Raw genomic sequence first — 14618 nt, 5'->3', positions numbered from 1 at the left:
AGAAGACGGAGCGCGCGAGCCGCGTCCGACCCGCGCGTCAGCCGACGCCGAGCACGGCCTCCAGCGGCCCCCGCGCGAAGTACAGCAGGAAGCCCGCCGCGACGACGTACAGCAGCCACGAGACCTGACGACCACGGCCGGACAGCAGCTTGATGAGCACCCAGCTGATGAAGCCCGCGCCGATGCCGTTCGCGATCGAGTACGTCAGCGGCATGATCACGATCGTCAGGAACGCCGGCAGCGCTGCACCGAAGTCGGTCCAGTCGATGTCCTTCACCTGCGCGACCATGAGCGCACCGACGACGACGAGTCCGGCGGCGGCGACCTCGAGCGGGACGACCTGGGTGAGCGGCGTGAGGAACATCGACGCCAGGAACAGCAGGCCGGTCACGACGGAGGCCATGCCGGTCCGGGCGCCCTCGCCGATGCCGGCGGCCGAGTCGATGAAGACGGTGTTCGACGATACCGAGGCGCCTCCACCGGCGATGGCACCGGCACCCTCGACGACGAGTGCGGACTTCAGGCGGGGGAAGGTGCCGTCGGCGTTCGCGACCCCGGCGGCCTTCGCGAGACCGGTCATGGTGCCCATCGCGTCGAAGAAGTTCGTGAAGACGAGCGTGAAGACGAGCATCGACGCGGCGATCGGGCCGATGCGGGTGAAGGCGCCGAAGACGTCCGCGTGCCCGACCAGCGACAGGTCCGGGACGGCGAACAGGGCACTCGGCAGACCGGGGGCGTTGAGGTTCCAGCCGGTGGGCGAGTCGACGGAGGTCGGCACCTTGAAGATCGCCTGCAGGATGATCGCGATGATCGTCGTCGCCACGATGCCGATGAGCAGTGCGCCCTTGACCTTGCGGGCCATGAGCGTGCCGATGATGACGAGGCCGATCAGGAACACGATCGTGGGCAGGGCCGACACGGAGCCGTCCTCACCGAGCTGCAGCGGCGGCGAGGCGTTCTTCGTGGTGCGGACGAAGCCGGAGTCGACGAGGCCGATGAACGCGATGAACAGGCCGATCCCGACCGTGATCGCGGCCTTGAGCTGCGGCGGGACCGCGGTGAAGATCATCGTCCGGATGCCGGTGAGCGCCAGGATCACGATCACGACGCCGTTGATGACGACGAGGCCCATCGCCTCGGCCCAGGTGACCTGGTGCACGACGCTGACGGCGAGGAACGAGTTGATCCCGAGCCCCGCCGCGATGCCGAACGGCAGGTTCGCGATGAGGCCCATCGCGATCGTCATGAGACCGGCGACGAGCCCGGTGGCCGCGGCGACCTGCGCGTTCTGCAGCCAGCCGCCGAGGACGTCCTGCGGTGCCTGGTCCTGGCTGAACCCACCGAGGATGAGCGGGTTGAGGATGACGATGTACGCCATGGTCACGAAGGAGACGAGACCACCGCGGATCTCGCGGGGGATCGTCGATCCGCGGTGCGTGATCGAGAAGAAGCGGTCGAGGCCGGTCGCGAAGCGGTTCCGGGGTGTGGTGTCGGTCTGCGGGGCGCTCACCGATCAAGGTTAAAGGACGCTGGGTTTCCGGCGTGTCACAGCATCCACACAGGTCGTCGGCCTGGAGGCGCGTATCGCCTCACCGGGGTACGTCACGCCCGGCAACCGCTCGCGTCCTCGGGCCGTGGCTGGTGTTGGATGAACAGGTGACGTCACGCATGGACCGTGCCCGCGTCGAGGCCGCGGTGCGCGAGCTGCTGCTGGCGATCGGCGAGGACCCCGACCGACCCGAGCTGGAGCGCACCCCCTCCCGGGTGGCCGACGCCTACTCCGAGTTCTTCGCCGGCATCGGCACGGATGCGGTGGCGATCGCCCGCGAGGGCACCGTGCACGCCGAGGACGGCGAACGCGGGCAGCTCGTCATCGTGCGGGACGTCCGGTTCCGTTCCGTGTGCGAGCACCACCTGCTGCCCTTCACCGGGGTCGCCCACCTGGCGTACGCGCCCGGCGACCGGCTGATCGGCCTCGGGACCCTGTCCCGCGTGCTCGACGCCGTCGCCTCACGCCCGCAGCTGCAGGAGCGTCTCGGCGAGCAGGTCGCGGCGACCATCGCGGAGGGACTCGGCGCCGCCGGGGTCCTCGTCGTGCTCGACGCGCAGCACCAGTGCGTGACCACCCGGGGTGAGCGGCAGTCGGGGTCGACGACGGTGACCGTCGCGGCGACCGGCAGCCTCGCGGACGCCGCCGGCCGAGCCGAGGCGATCGCGCTGATCGGCGCCGGAGCCGGTGCGGGCACTCGAGCCGACCCCGAGGCGGACGCATGACGACCGCCGGGGCCGGGTCGCGCCTCCCGGCCGCCACCGCACCCGGCTGGGTGGTGCCCGACCTGCGCGACCCGGTCCGCACCATCGGGCGTCGCACGTTCGACTTCGACCACCGCATCGCCGTCATGGCGATCGTCAACCGCACACCGGACTCGTTCCACGACCGTGGCGCGACGTTCGAGCTCGACCGTGCCGTCGAGGCTGCCGTCCGTGCCGCCGAGCAGGGCGCCGACTGGGTGGACATCGGCGGCGTCAAGTTCGCACCGGGGCCGGAACTGCCCGCCGCGGACGAGATCGACCGCGTCGTGCCCGTCGTCCGGCAGCTCGCGCAGGAGTCCGACGTGACCATCAGCGTCGACACCTTCCGCCCCGAGGTCGCCGCCGCCGCGATCGAGGCCGGGGCGAGCGTCGTCAACGACACCACCGGCCTGTCCGACCCGCGGATGGCGCGCGTGGTGGCGGACTCGGACGCGACGATCGTCATCACGCACTCGCTCGCCGAGCCCCGCCGCCCGTTGCCCGCACCACCGCAGTACGACGACGTCACGGGCTCGGTCGTCGGGTTCCTCCGGGAGCGCGTCGACCGGGCGCTCGCCGCGGGCATCCCCGATTCCCGGATCGTCGTCGACCCCGGGCACGACCTCAACAAGAACACGGTGCACACCCTCGAGCTCACCCGCCGGCTGCCCGAGGTCGTCGCGCTCGGGTACCCGGTGCTCGCGGCGGTGTCGAACAAGGACTTCGTGGGGGAGTCGCTCGGGCGTCCGCGCGGGGAACGGCTGGCCGGGTCGCTCGCCGTGGCCACGGTGAGCGCGATGCTCGGCGCCCGGATCGTCCGGATGCACGACGTGGTCGAGAGCGTCGACGCGATGCGGATGGTGGAGGCGACGCTCGGGTGGCGCGAGCCGGTCGAGGCGAGGCACAACACGTGAACCTCCTGCCGCCCGCGGTCGCGGAGCTGTCCGACGACGAGCTCCTCGCGATCTACGCCGAGGGTGCCGGGTCGCCGTGGCTGCGTGTCAACTTCGTGGCGACGCTCGACGGGGCCGCCTCGGCCGGGGGACTCTCCGGGTCGCTCGGCGGGCCGGACGACCTCCGCGTGTTCGACCTGCTGCGCCGGATGGCCGACGTGGTCCTCGTCGCCGCCGGGACCGTGCGTGACGAGGGCTACGGGCCGATGGTCCTGCACGACGCCGACGTGGCCTGGCGCCGCGCACACGGGATGTCCGACCACCCGGTGTTCGCGATCGTGTCCGGGTCGCTGTCGCTCGACGCGGACTCGCGGGTGTTCACGGCGGCGCCCGTGCGGCCGGTCGTGCTGACGTCGGCGGCTGCGGCGTCGTCGGACCGTGGCGCGGACCTCGCCGCTGTCGCCGAGGTCGTGCCGTGCAGCCCTGCGGCTTCGCCGGACGAGGTCGACGCCGTGCTCGTCCGGGACGCCCTGGTGGCGCGCGGTCTCGGGACGATCCACTGCGAGGGTGGACCGTCGTTCCTCGGCTCGCTCGTGGCGGCGGACCTCGTCGACGAGCTGACGCTGACGATCGACCCGTCGCTCGAGGGTGGCGCCGCCCCGCGGATCGTGCGGGGCTCCTCACCGGAGCTGCGCCGCATGCGCCCCGCGCACGTGCTCCGCGGCGCGGGCGACGTCCTCCTCACCCGCTCCGTCCGCGCGCGCGGGTAGCCGCGCCGGATAACGGGCCCCGATCCCGTCGACTGAGCAGGAATCGTCGGGTGGCCCGACGGCACTCGACGATTCCTGCTCACTCGACGACCGGGTCGGCACGCTAGGGTCGGGCGCGTGATCGACATCGTGGCGTCCGGGGTCCTCTTCGACATGGACGGGACCCTCGTCGACTCGACCGCCGTGGTGGAGGCCGCCTGGACCGGGTTCGGCCAGCGGCACGACCTCGACCCGCAGACGATCCTCGCGTTCTCGCACGGCCGCCAGACGATCGACACCGTGCGGCACTTCCTGCCGGACCTCGACGAGGCCGAGCAGCACCGCATCGTCGACGAGATGATCGCGGCCGAGGTGGACAACGTCGACGGGATCCTCGAGGTCCCGGGTGCCGCCGCGTTCGTGTCCCGGCTGGTCGACGCCGGGGTTCCGGTCGCCCTCGTCACGAGTGCACCGCGCGACCTGGCCGTGAACCGGATGCGGGCCGCCGGGGTGCACGTGCCCGAGGCGCTCGTCGCCTCCGAGGACGTCGACCACGGCAAGCCGCACCCCGACGGGTACCTCCGCGGTGCCGCCCTGCTCGGCGTGGACCCGACGGAGTGCGCCGCGTTCGAGGACGCCCCCGCCGGGCTCGAGGCCGCGATCGCCTCCGGTGCCACCACGGTCGTCGTCGGGGCACTCGAGGCCGACGTCACAGCGGGGCTCTACCGCGTCGCGGGGTACGACGGCATCACCGTCGAGGTCGAAGGGTCCGCTTTCCGCATCCGCGGCTGAGCACCGGCTCCGTCCTGCGGACACGTCCAGCGTCTCCCGGCCACCGTGGACGGTGCGGCCGGAACGACCGGGCCGCGGAAGGAGCGACCATGGCAGCCCTCGACGGCAAGAAGATCCTCGTCATCGCGACGAACTACGGGGTCGAGCAGGACGAGATCGTCGTCCCGGTCGACCAGCTCCGTGAGCGCGGTGCGACCGTGACGGTGGCGGCGCAGGAGACCGGGACGATCCAGACGCTCGTCGGCGACAAGGACCCGGGGAAGACCCTCGAGCCGGACACCACCATCGCCGGTGTCAACGCGGGGTCGTTCGACGCGCTCGTCGTCCCCGGCGGCACGATCAACGCCGACACCCTGCGCACCGATCAGCAGGCGGTCGCGCTCGTCTCGGCCTTCGTCGAAGCGGGGACGCCCGTCGCGGCGATCTGCCACGGCCCGTGGACCCTCATCGAGGCCGGGGTCGTCTCGGGGAAGACGATCACGTCGTTCCCGTCGCTGCAGACCGACGTGCGGAACGCCGGCGCCGAGTGGGTCGACCGCGAGGTCCAGGTCGACGGCGGCCTGATCACGTCCCGGAACCCCGACGACCTCCCCGCGTTCGTCGACGCGATCGAGTCGGCGCTCACCGCCTAGCAAGCGCCGAACGCACTCACCCGAGCGCGACCGGACGGGCCGTGCGGAGCACCGCGGGACCGAGGGCGAGCACGCCGTCGGACCCGGGGTCGCACCGCACCCCGGCCCGCCCCCGCATCGCCCGGAACGCCCCCGGCGCGACCTCGTGGTCCATCCACGCGCACGGGTTCGCCGGTCGGTACCCGCGGAAGAGGACGGGTTCGCCGCCGGGGCTCTGCAGCGAGAACTCCTCGCCCCGGAGTGCCTCGACGTCGGCGCCGCGCAGGAACACGTTCCGCCGGGTGGCCACCGGGTCGACGTCGACGTCGAGCTCGGCTCCGACGGCCTCGAGCGCCTCGAGTCCGATCACCGTGACCGAGGCGTGCACGTGCGCCCGGGAGGCGAAGTAGCGGTCGCCGACGATCCCGAGCCCGGCGCGGACCTCGACGTGGTCGCGCAGCTCGTCGGGGTCGTCCGCACGGACCGGCAGGGCGCCGTCGGCCGGCCGCCCCTCGTACCGGTGCCGCCGGGAGACCAGCAGCAGCGCGATCTCGACGTCGGTCCGGTTCCGCAGGTCGCCGGGGCCGGCCACGTCGTCCACTGAGGTCACCCGCCCCACGCTAGCCGTGCCTCCAGGCCGTCCGCTGCACCGTCCGATTTCCGCCAGTCGATGTCGGCGACCCGTGTCAGGCTGGACCCATGTCCACCCCCGGAACCGAAGCGCTGCACGCCGAGCGCTACCGTGTCGTCGCCTCCCGCGACGCCCGGTTCGACGGCCAGTTCGTCACCGCCGTGCACTCCACCGGCATCTACTGCCGCCCGTCGTGCCCCGCCCGGACCCCCAGGGAGTCCGGCGTCACGTTCTACCGGACGAGCGCGGCGGCGCACCTCGCGGGCTTCCGCGCCTGCAAGCGCTGCCTGCCGGAGGCGACACCCGGCAGCCCCGAGTGGGACCTGCGCGAGGACGTCGCCGGACGTGCCATGCGGCTCGTCCTCGACGGCGTCGTCGAACGCGACGGCGTCCCGGGGCTCGCCGCCCGCGTCGGGTACTCGGAGCGGCAGCTGAACCGCATCATGACCGCCGAGCTCGGCGCCGGACCGAAGGCGCTCAGCCGGGCGCACCGCGCACAGACCGCGCGCAGTCTGCTGACGTCGTCGGACCTGCCGATCGCCGACGTCGCCTTCGCCGCGGGGTTCGCGAGCGTCCGCCAGTTCAACGACACCGTCCGCGAGGTCTTCGCCGTCACCCCCTCCGAGCTCCGCGCCCGACGCGTGGTCCGGCCGGTCGAGGACGGCGCACTCCACGTGCACCTCCCCGCCCGGGCGCCGTTCGATGCGCAGGGTCTGCTCGACTGGCACGCGTTGCACGCCCTGCCGGGCACGGAACAGGTGGGCACGGACGCCTCGGGGCGCGTCACGTCGTACGGGCGGGTGCTGGACCTGCCTGGAGGCCCGGCCTGGTTCAGCGCGTCGGCTGCGGACACCGGGGCGGCCGGTTCCAGGGCGCCTGGTCGCGGCACCGGGATCGACCTGCGGGTCCGGGTCAGCGACCTCTCGGACCTGCCGACGCTGGTCGCGCGGGTGCGTTCGTACTTCGACCTCGACGCCGACCCCGCTGCCGTCGACGCGGTCCTCGGGGCGGTGCCAGCGCTCGCCGGCGCCGTGGAGCGGGTCCCCGGCATCCGGCTCCCAGGCGCCGTCGACCCGCACGAGATCGTGTTCCGCACGCTCATCGGCCAGCAGATCTCCGTCGCGGCGGCCCGGACCGCGCAGAGCCGACTCGTCGCGGCGCTCGGGACGCCGGTGCCCGCCACGGTGCTCGACGGCGGGCTGCTCTTCCCCCGTGCCTCGACGATCGCGTCACGGGGATGTGAGGTCCTCCGCGGGCCCGCTGCCCGGGTCGACACCATCATCCGGGTCGCCGAGGCGCTCGCCGACGGGTCGCTCGTCGTCGACGGCGGACAGTCCCTCGACGAGTTGCGCGCTGGGCTCCGGGCGGTGAAGGGCATCGGGCCCTGGACGGCCGACTACGTGGCGCTCCGCGTCCGCCACCACCCGGACGTGTTCCTCCACAGCGACCTCGCCGTGCGCAACGGTGCACAGGAACTCGGACTGCCCGGATCGGCGCGCGAGCTCTCCCTATGGTCGGAGCAGGTGGCGCCGTGGCGGAGCTACCTCACGATGCACTGCTGGCGACCGATCATCGACCGCGCGATCGCGACGGCCGGTGCGGCACACATGACGACTGCGGCACAGTCCGCTCGGAAGGACGAACGATGACCGATGCAACGATCCAGACGCTGGACACCCCGGACGGGCCCTTCACCGTGCTCGAGGACGCGCAGGGCCGGGTGCTCGCCTCGGGGTGGACCGACTCCGTCGACCGCATCCTCGGCCGGCTCGCCGACAAGCACCGGCCCGAGCGCATCACCGACGGCCGGGTCGCCTCGGCCGAGGCGGTCGACGCCTTCTACGGGGGCGAGGTCGAGCACGCCATGCAGGTCCCGGTGCGGCAGTTCGGCACCGAGCTCTTCACCGAGGGCTGGCGACAGCTCCGGCTGATCCCGGCCGGCGCCGTGCTGACCTACACCGAGTTCGCGGCGGCGATGGGCCGGCCGGACGCCGTGCGGGCTGCGGCGAGCGTCTGTGCCCGGAACGCCCCGGCGCTGTTCGTGCCGTGCCACCGCGTGCTCCGGACGGACGGCACGCTCGGCGGCTTCGCGTGGGGGCTCGACGTCAAGCGGGCGCTGCTCGAGCGGGAGTCGGTCGGCACGACGGCGCTGGTCTGAGTTGTACAAAACGCTCTAGAATGTACAGGTGAGCGAAGTGTCGATTTCCGAAGCGCGCAGCCGTCTGGCGTCGATCATCGACGATGCCCGGCACGAGCCCGTCTACCTGACGCGGCGCAACAAACGGGTCGCGGCCGTGGTGGACGCGGACGTCCTCGACCGTCTGCTCGAGGCGGCCGAGGACCTCGACGACTTGATCGCGTACGACGAAGCCGAGGCAGAGAGCGAACGGCTCGGCGGCGAGAACGTCAAGTGGGAGGACCTCAAGCGCGAACTCGGGATGGGATGACGTACGCGGTCGAAGTCAGGCCGAGCGCTGCGAAAGCCATCCGCAAGCTCCCGCCCGACGGCCGTCGGCGGATCGAGGGACTCCTCGCGATCCTCGCCGAGCACCCCCGTCCGCCGGCAGCGCGGAAGCTCGTGAGCCGGCCGGGTTGGCGGGTCCGTTCGGGTGACTACCGCCTGATCTACGAGATCGACGACGGCCGGCTCGTCGTGGTCGTCGTGAACGCCGGACACCGACGCGAGATCTACCGGGAACGCTGACCACGACGACCCGGTGTTCTCCCCCTGGTTGCGGGTGTCGACGGGAGCGCTCCAGGCTGTCATGCTCGACACAACCGACCCGCCAGGACCAGACCCGAAGGACCCGACGCCTGCGATGCAACGCGGTCGAACCACCTTCGAGGAACCCATGGACCAGCACGTCGACCGCACGGTCGTCTCCGCCGACGGAACGGTGATCGCCGTGTCCGACGCGGGCACCGGTCCCGCGCTCGTCGTCGTGGGCGGCGCCTTCGACCACCACGGCACGCCGTACCTGACCGGTCTCGCCGGCACCCTGCGCGACCGCTACCGGGTCGTCACGTACGACCGACGCGGGCGTGGGGCCAGCGGTGACACCGAACCGTGGTCGATCGACCGCGAGGTCGAGGACCTCGCCGCCGTCGTGGCCAGCGTGGACGGACCCGTCTCGGCGCTCGGGCTGTGCGTCGGCGCGGGCGTCGTCCTGCACGGCCTCGCCGGCGGAGTGCCGCTCGACGCCGCCGTGCTCTGGGAACCGCCGTACCGCGCCACCGTCGATCCGCACGCCGATGACGTCGTGTTCGCCGACCTCCTCGACGAGCACGTCGCGGTCGGCCGCCGCGCGCAGGCCGTCCGCGCGTTCCTCGCCCACGTGCTCGGCGTGCCGATGGGGCAGATCACCGCGCTCCGCTTGAAGGGTGCCCTCTGGCGGTCGCTCATCGTCGACGCGCACGTGCTGAGCCGCGACGTGCGGGTGCTGAACGGCCTCGCGATCCCGGAACGGGTCGCGGCAGCGGTCGGCGTCCCCGTGCTCGTCGGTGCCGGCGGCGACGGCCTGGAGTGGATGCGGCAGGCGGCCCGAGCGGTCGTCGAGGCCGTCCCGGGGTCGGAGTACACCGAGGTGCCGGGCCAGGGACACGTCCCCGAGCCCGAGGCGATCGGCCACGTCCTCGATCGGTTCCTCGCCCGGGCGGCGGCGCGCGGCTGATCGGGGCTGCGAGGATGGACGTCGTGAACGCACCACGTCTCGGACTCCTGCTCGACGTCGACGGGCCCATCGCCAGCCCCGTCTCCCGCACCATCGCGATCCCGAGCATCGTCGAGGACCTCGTGGCGCTCGCAGCAGAGGGCATCCCCGTCGTGTTCAACACCGGCCGGAGCGACGCGTTCATCCGGCAGGAGGTCGTGGGGCCGCTCCTGGCCGGCGGACTCGCAGCGGGCGGCCGGGTGCACGCCGTGTGCGAGAAGGGCGCCGTCTGGTGCTCGATCGGCCCGCAGTACGAAGGCGGCATGGGCGAGCTCACCGTCGCCGAGGACCTGGCGCTGCCCCGCGACTACGCCGACGAGATGCGCGAGCTCGTGCGCGACGAGTACGCCGACCTGGTGTTCTTCGACGAGACGAAGCGCGCGATGGTCTCGATCGAGCAGCGCGTCGAGGTGCCGAACGCGACGTACCTCGCCCGTCAGCCGGAGTTCGACGAGCGGGCGATGGCCGCGCTCCAGCGCCGCGGGCTCGGTGTCCGCCGGCTCGACGACGTCCGCCCCGACGCCGACGGTGCCGTGCAGTGGCGCATCGACCCGACGATCATCTCGACCGACGTGGAGTCGGACCGCAGCGGCAAGGACATGGGGGCCGAGCGCTCCCTCGAGCTCCTCGCCCAGGACGGCGAACTGCCGCTGGCCTGGCGCACGATGGGCGACTCCCGGAGCGACTACGCGATGGCGGACTGGCTGCACGCGCAGGGGCACGAGGTCGCGCACGTCGACGTCCGTCCGTCCGACGGTGTCCCGGCGACGCCGTACCCGGTGCTCACCGCACCCGACGGCGTCATCCACGACGATGCCGGAGCGCGGTTCCTGGCGGACTGGCGCCGGACCGCCTGAGTCGAGCCGCGCCTCCAGGCGGTCGCCCGACGCGCCACCGCGCGTCGCAGTGCCGGACGGAACCCATCCGCAGTATTTGCGTGCCGGGTTGGTACACCAGTACCCTCACGGGGTCCGCCGCCAGCCGATGACGGGAACCACCCCATGGCACCGAAGCTCCGCATCAAGTCGATCGAGGCCTCCCTCGCTGACTCCGAGGAGAAGGGGCGCTCCCTCAAACGGTCGCTGAAGACCTTCGACATCGCGGCGATGGGCATCGCCGTCGCGGTCGGTGCCGGCATCTTCTCGGTGGGCGCGAACGCCGCCGCGAACTTCGCGGGCCCGGGCGTCATCATCTCGTTCCTGCTCGCCGCCGTCACCTGCGGCCTCGCGATCATGTGCTACGCCGAGTTCGCCTCGACGATCCCGGTCGCCGGCTCCGCGTACACGTTCACCTACGCCACGATGGGCGAGCTGCTCGCCTGGATCGTCGGGTGGGACCTCATCCTCGAGACCCTGACCGCCAGCGCCGTCATCGCGAAGTACTGGGGGATCTACCTCAGCGAGGCCTTCAAGGTGTTCGGCGTGGACCTGCCGAGCACCATCGCCCTCGGCCCGATCGGCTTCACGTGGGGTCCGGTGCTCATCGTCGGCATCTTCACGGTGTTGCTCGCCTTCGGCACCCGCCTGTCCAGCCGTGTCTCGGCCGTCATCACGATCATCAAGGTCGCGATCGTCGTGTTCGTCATCGTCGCCGGTGCGTTCTTCGTGAAGGCCGCGAACTTCACCCCGTTCATCCCGCCTGCCGAGCCGACGAAGGGCGCCGAGGGCAGCGTCTGGACCCAGTCGCTCGTGTCCTGGTTCACCGGATCCGAGCCCGCGCAGTACGGCGTCTTCGGCCTGCTCGCTGCGGCCTCGCTGGTGTTCTTCGCGTTCATCGGCTTCGACGTCGTCGCGACCAGCGCCGAGGAGACCGAGAACCCGCAGAAGACGCTGCCGCGCGGCATCTTCATCGGTCTCGGCATCGTCACGCTGCTGTACGTCGGCGTGAGCGTCGTCATCACCGGCATGGTGTCGTACCAGCGCCTCGCGCAGGAGGACACGCCCTCCCTCGCGTCGGCGTTCAGCATCGTCGGCCTGCCCTGGGCCGCCGGGATCATCGCGATCGGCTCGCTCATCGGTCTCACGACCGTCGTCATGGTCCTGCTGCTCGGCCTGTCCCGCATCGTGTTCTCGATGAGCCGCGACGGGCTGCTGCCGCGCTGGTTCTCGAAGACCAACCCGAAGACGCAGACGCCCGTGCGGGTGCAGGTCGTCGCGGGTGTCGTCGTGGCGCTGCTCGCCGGCTTCACGGCCGTGGACAAGCTCGAGGGCATGATCAACATCGGCACGCTGTCGGCCTTCGTCCTGGTGTCGATCGGCATCATCGTGCTGCGTCGCTCGCGGCCGGACGCGCCGCGGTCGTTCCGGGTGCCGTGGTCGCCGGTGCTGCCGATCGTGTCGGCGGTCCTGTGCTTCTGGCTGATGCTGAACCTCGAGGTCGAGACCTGGCTCCGGTTCGTGATCTGGCTCGTCGTCGGGTTCGTCATCTACTTCGGCTACAGCCGCCGGAACAGCCGGGTGGGCAAGGGCCTGCAGTAGCGGTTCGGGTTCCGTCGCTCGCGCTACGCACCGAGGGCGAGCGCGGCGCCGAACCCGAGCATCACCAGGGCGACGAGGCCGTCGAACACCCGCCAGGTGAGCGGCTTCGCGAACAGCGGTCGGAGCAGTCGCCCGCCGAACCCGAGCGCGCCGAACCACAGGCAGCTCGCGGCCACGGCGCCGATCGTCCACCACCAGCGGTCGTCCACGCCCTGCTGGTTCGCGACGGAACCGAGGAACACCAGCGTGTCGAGGTAGACGTGCGGGTTCGCCCAGGTGAAGACGAGCATGGTCAGGACCGCCGCGCGCATGGTCGGGGCGGGCCGGCCGGGAGGCACGGTGCGGGTCCGCCCCGCCGCCTCCGCCGGGCGGGTGGTCGCCGCCACCGCATCTGCCGCATCGCGCCCCGCTCCGGACGTCGCGCCCGCGTGCACCGGGGCGCGATGTCCGCCCGCGGGCGCGATCGTCACTTGACGCCCGCCCGCGTCGAGGACGGGTGCGCCGTCGTCGTGCGCGTCCTGCTCGACACGCATCGTGTCGCCCGACGGCCGGAGCGCCCGCCGTGCGGCCAGCACCCCGTAGGTGAGCAGGAACGCCGCTCCGACGAACCGGATCACGACGATCGCGACCGGGAACCGCTCGACCACCACCCCGACGCCGAGCACGCCCGCGAGGATGAGCACCCCGTCGGAGACCGCGCACACCACGACCGCGACCGCGACGACCCGCAGGCGTGCACTGACCGCGAGCCGGAGCAGGTACGTGTTCTGCACCCCGATAGCGACGATGAGGGCGAGCCCGGTGCCGAGGCCGGAGAGCAGGGGGAGGAGCGCGGTCACGGTTCGACGCTAGGTGCACGGCTGGATGCAGTACAGCTCACGTTCCTGATGCTGCGTAAGCTGCGCTGCATGGCACGTCTGCAGCGCGAACACCTCGAGACACTGCTCGCCGCCGTCGACCACGGCACGCTCGACGCCGCAGCCCGAGCCCTCACGATCACCCCGTCGGCGGTGTCGCAGCGCATCAAGTCCATGGAGCAGCAGGTCGGGCGGGTCCTGCTGCAGCGGACGACCCCGGTGCGCCCGACCCCGGACGGCGAGGTCGTCCTCCGGCACGCGCGGCAGGCGCAGCTGCTCGACGAGGAGACCGCCCGGGCGCTCGGGGGCGGCGACTCCGTCGTGCCGTCCATCCCCCTCGCGGTGAACGCCGACTCGCTCGGCACGTGGTTCCTCGATGCCCTCGCGCTGGTCCGGGCGGACACCGAGGTCGTCTTCGACCTGCACCGCGAGGACCAGGACCGCACCGCCGAACTCCTGCGCGCCGGCACCGTGATGGGCGCGGTCACGGCCGAGGCGGATCCGGTTCAGGGCTGCTCGTCGGTGCCGCTCGGTGTCGACCGGTACCGTGCGGTGGCCTCGCCCGGCTTCGTCGCCCGGTACCTAGGCGACACGGACCCCGCAACGGCATCCGAGCGTCGGGTGACGGACCGGCTGGACCGGGTGCCGCTCGTGGACTACGACCGGGCGGACGACCTGCAGCAGGGCTACCTCCGCCGAGTGCTCGGCCACGCGCCGTCGGGCCCGCGCCACTTCGTCCCGACCTCGGCGGACTTCGCGCGGGCGGTGTCGCTCGGCTTCGGCTGGGGGATGCTGCCCGAGGCGCAGTGCCTCGACGCCTTGGCTCGTGGCGAACTCGTCGAGCTCACCCCCGGGCGGCGGGCGGACGTCGCCCTCTGGTGGCAGCGCTGGAACCTGGCGTCACCGCTGCTCGAGCGGGTGACCGACGCCGTGCGGGCCACCGCGGCCGAGCGGCTGCACCCGGTCGGTCAGGCCGTCGCGCGGTAGCGGAGGCCGTCCACGAGCAGCCCGACCATGAGCTGACTCTGCGCCGGGTCCGGGGCGCCGTGGCAGAGGTCGGCCACCGCGCGGAGCAGGACGGGGGCGTCCACGTCGGGGCGGATCGTCCCCGCTGCGGCAGCCGAGTCGAGCAGGCCGCCGAGGGCTCCGCCGAGACGGCCGATGAAGTACGCCGGGAGCGCCTCGAACGCCGGGTCGCCGGACTGCAGTGCGGCCGCGAGTCCGCGCTTGGTGGCGACGAACCCGGTGAACCGTTGGAGCCACCGGGAGAGCGCTTCGTCCGGGGAGGACGTGGCGGCGTACTCGTCTGCTGCGTTCGCACAGTCCTCGACCGCCTGTTGGAACACCGCCACCACGAGGTCGGACCGCTGCGGGAAGTGCCGGTACAGCGTGCCGACACCGACCCCTGCCCGGTCGGCGATCACCTTTGCGGGCGCGTCGACACCGTCCGTCGCGAACACCGCCGTGGCGGCGTCGGTCAGGGCGTCGGCGTTGCGTCGGGCGTCGGCGCGCACGGATCCTCCTGGAAACGACTCTTGCGTAAACGGAAAGCCGTTCCGTATAGTTCCGGAAGGGCGTTCCACTTCGGTCCACGATACGGCACCGG

Annotated in this window: 17 protein-coding genes; 13 read left to right on the top strand and 4 right to left on the bottom strand. The window is 72.2% G+C overall.

Features of this window, described 5'->3' with window-relative positions; genetic code table 11:
* Positions 1–37 precede the first annotated feature (37 nt).
* Positions 38–1510 carry an NCS2 family permease gene (locus tag FS532_RS10165; protein ID WP_079237442.1) on the bottom strand — a complete coding sequence of 491 codons (1473 nt, stop codon included), beginning with the start codon at positions 1508–1510 and terminating at the stop codon, positions 38–40.
* Positions 1511–1668: 158 nt separating this feature from the next.
* Here FS532_RS10165 and folE point away from each other — a divergent pair, with 158 nt between their 5' ends.
* The 5 genes from folE (at position 1669) to FS532_RS10140 (ending at position 5358) form a co-directional block, all read left to right on the top strand.
* Positions 1669–2274: a GTP cyclohydrolase I gene (gene folE, locus FS532_RS10160; RefSeq protein WP_144754282.1), complete on the top strand. Its 606-nt coding sequence runs from the start codon at positions 1669–1671 to the stop codon at positions 2272–2274.
* Positions 2271–3206, top strand: a complete 936-nt coding sequence (gene folP / locus FS532_RS10155; RefSeq protein WP_144753489.1) for a dihydropteroate synthase — start codon at positions 2271–2273, stop codon at positions 3204–3206. The genes folE and folP overlap by 4 nt, the downstream gene beginning before the upstream one ends.
* Complete coding sequence (locus FS532_RS10150; protein WP_144753486.1) at positions 3203–3955, top strand: pyrimidine reductase family protein; 753 nt, start codon at positions 3203–3205, stop codon at positions 3953–3955. The genes folP and FS532_RS10150 overlap by 4 nt, the downstream gene beginning before the upstream one ends.
* A 117-nt stretch (positions 3956–4072) precedes the next feature.
* The gene (locus FS532_RS10145; RefSeq protein WP_144753482.1) at positions 4073–4726 is read left to right on the top strand and encodes an HAD-IA family hydrolase; all 654 of its coding nucleotides are present in this window, start codon (positions 4073–4075) and stop codon (positions 4724–4726) included.
* Positions 4727–4815: 89 nt separating this feature from the next.
* Positions 4816–5358: a type 1 glutamine amidotransferase domain-containing protein gene (locus FS532_RS10140; protein WP_144753479.1), complete on the top strand. Its 543-nt coding sequence runs from the start codon at positions 4816–4818 to the stop codon at positions 5356–5358.
* A 16-nt stretch (positions 5359–5374) separates the two neighbouring features.
* Here the strand turns inward: FS532_RS10140 and FS532_RS10135 are convergent, their stop codons facing one another.
* Complete coding sequence (locus FS532_RS10135) at positions 5375–5947, bottom strand: molybdenum cofactor biosysynthesis protein (protein WP_260852635.1); 573 nt, start codon at positions 5945–5947, stop codon at positions 5375–5377.
* 89 nt (positions 5948–6036) lie between these two features.
* Here FS532_RS10135 and FS532_RS10130 point away from each other — a divergent pair, with 89 nt between their 5' ends.
* The 7 genes from FS532_RS10130 (at position 6037) to FS532_RS10100 (ending at position 12155) form a co-directional block, all read left to right on the top strand.
* Positions 6037–7617: an AlkA N-terminal domain-containing protein gene (locus FS532_RS10130; RefSeq protein WP_144753476.1), complete on the top strand. Its 1581-nt coding sequence runs from the start codon at positions 6037–6039 to the stop codon at positions 7615–7617.
* A complete protein-coding gene (locus FS532_RS10125) occupies positions 7614–8126 on the top strand; it encodes a methylated-DNA--[protein]-cysteine S-methyltransferase (protein WP_144753473.1) in 513 nt (170 codons plus the stop codon). Before FS532_RS10130 ends, FS532_RS10125 begins: the two co-directional genes overlap by 4 nt.
* 28 nt (positions 8127–8154) lie before the next feature.
* On the top strand, positions 8155–8415 hold the full coding sequence (locus tag FS532_RS10120) for a type II toxin-antitoxin system Phd/YefM family antitoxin (RefSeq protein ID WP_260852634.1): 261 nt from the start codon (positions 8155–8157) through the stop codon (positions 8413–8415).
* Positions 8412–8672 carry a type II toxin-antitoxin system RelE family toxin gene (locus FS532_RS10115; RefSeq protein ID WP_144753469.1) on the top strand — a complete coding sequence of 87 codons (261 nt, stop codon included), beginning with the start codon at positions 8412–8414 and terminating at the stop codon, positions 8670–8672. Before FS532_RS10120 ends, FS532_RS10115 begins: the two co-directional genes overlap by 4 nt.
* 148 nt (positions 8673–8820) lie before the next feature.
* A complete protein-coding gene (locus tag FS532_RS10110; RefSeq protein ID WP_186321984.1) occupies positions 8821–9639 on the top strand; it encodes an alpha/beta fold hydrolase in 819 nt (272 codons plus the stop codon).
* 14 nt (positions 9640–9653) lie between these two features.
* Positions 9654–10535 (top strand): hypothetical protein, encoded by an 882-nt coding sequence (locus FS532_RS10105; protein ID WP_144753462.1) that lies wholly within the window; start codon positions 9654–9656, stop codon positions 10533–10535.
* Between the two features lie 144 nt (positions 10536–10679).
* On the top strand, positions 10680–12155 hold the full coding sequence (locus tag FS532_RS10100; RefSeq protein ID WP_144753459.1) for an APC family permease: 1476 nt from the start codon (positions 10680–10682) through the stop codon (positions 12153–12155).
* A 23-nt stretch (positions 12156–12178) separates the two neighbouring features.
* Here the strand turns inward: FS532_RS10100 and FS532_RS10095 are convergent, their stop codons facing one another.
* Complete coding sequence (locus FS532_RS10095; protein ID WP_144753456.1) at positions 12179–12994, bottom strand: LysE/ArgO family amino acid transporter; 816 nt, start codon at positions 12992–12994, stop codon at positions 12179–12181.
* Positions 12995–13063: 69 nt separating this feature from the next.
* Between FS532_RS10095 and FS532_RS10090 the strand changes: the two genes are divergently transcribed.
* On the top strand, positions 13064–13999 hold the full coding sequence (locus FS532_RS10090) for a LysR family transcriptional regulator ArgP (protein WP_144753453.1): 936 nt from the start codon (positions 13064–13066) through the stop codon (positions 13997–13999).
* Here the strand turns inward: FS532_RS10090 and FS532_RS10085 are convergent.
* On the bottom strand, positions 13981–14526 hold the full coding sequence (locus FS532_RS10085; protein ID WP_144753450.1) for a TetR/AcrR family transcriptional regulator: 546 nt from the start codon (positions 14524–14526) through the stop codon (positions 13981–13983). The genes FS532_RS10090 and FS532_RS10085 overlap by 19 nt on opposite strands.
* Between the last annotated feature and the right edge of the window lie 92 nt (positions 14527–14618).

Source organism: Curtobacterium pusillum (assembly GCF_007673235.1).
In the GTDB taxonomy this organism is placed as follows: Bacteria; Actinomycetota; Actinomycetes; order Actinomycetales; family Microbacteriaceae; genus Curtobacterium; species Curtobacterium pusillum_C.
Note: the sequence above shows the minus strand (reverse complement) of the source record. Positions and strands in the feature narration are given on the sequence as shown.

Excerpts from the sequence above, each read along its gene's own strand:
- folE (WP_144754282.1), top strand. The coding sequence starts at position 1,669 with ATGGACCGTGCCCGCGTCGAGGCCGCGGTGCGCGAGCTGCTGCTGGCG.
- folP (WP_144753489.1), top strand. The coding sequence starts at position 2,271 with ATGACGACCGCCGGGGCCGGGTCGCGCCTCCCGGCCGCCACCGCACCC.
- FS532_RS10140 (WP_144753479.1), top strand. The coding sequence starts at position 4,816 with ATGGCAGCCCTCGACGGCAAGAAGATCCTCGTCATCGCGACGAACTAC.
- FS532_RS10130 (WP_144753476.1), top strand. The coding sequence starts at position 6,037 with ATGTCCACCCCCGGAACCGAAGCGCTGCACGCCGAGCGCTACCGTGTC.
- FS532_RS10125 (WP_144753473.1), top strand. The coding sequence starts at position 7,614 with ATGACCGATGCAACGATCCAGACGCTGGACACCCCGGACGGGCCCTTC.
- FS532_RS10115 (WP_144753469.1), top strand. The coding sequence starts at position 8,412 with ATGACGTACGCGGTCGAAGTCAGGCCGAGCGCTGCGAAAGCCATCCGC.
- FS532_RS10110 (WP_186321984.1), top strand. The coding sequence starts at position 8,821 with ATGGACCAGCACGTCGACCGCACGGTCGTCTCCGCCGACGGAACGGTG.
- FS532_RS10105 (WP_144753462.1), top strand. The coding sequence starts at position 9,654 with ATGGACGTCGTGAACGCACCACGTCTCGGACTCCTGCTCGACGTCGAC.
- FS532_RS10100 (WP_144753459.1), top strand. The coding sequence starts at position 10,680 with ATGGCACCGAAGCTCCGCATCAAGTCGATCGAGGCCTCCCTCGCTGAC.
- FS532_RS10090 (WP_144753453.1), top strand. The coding sequence starts at position 13,064 with ATGGCACGTCTGCAGCGCGAACACCTCGAGACACTGCTCGCCGCCGTC.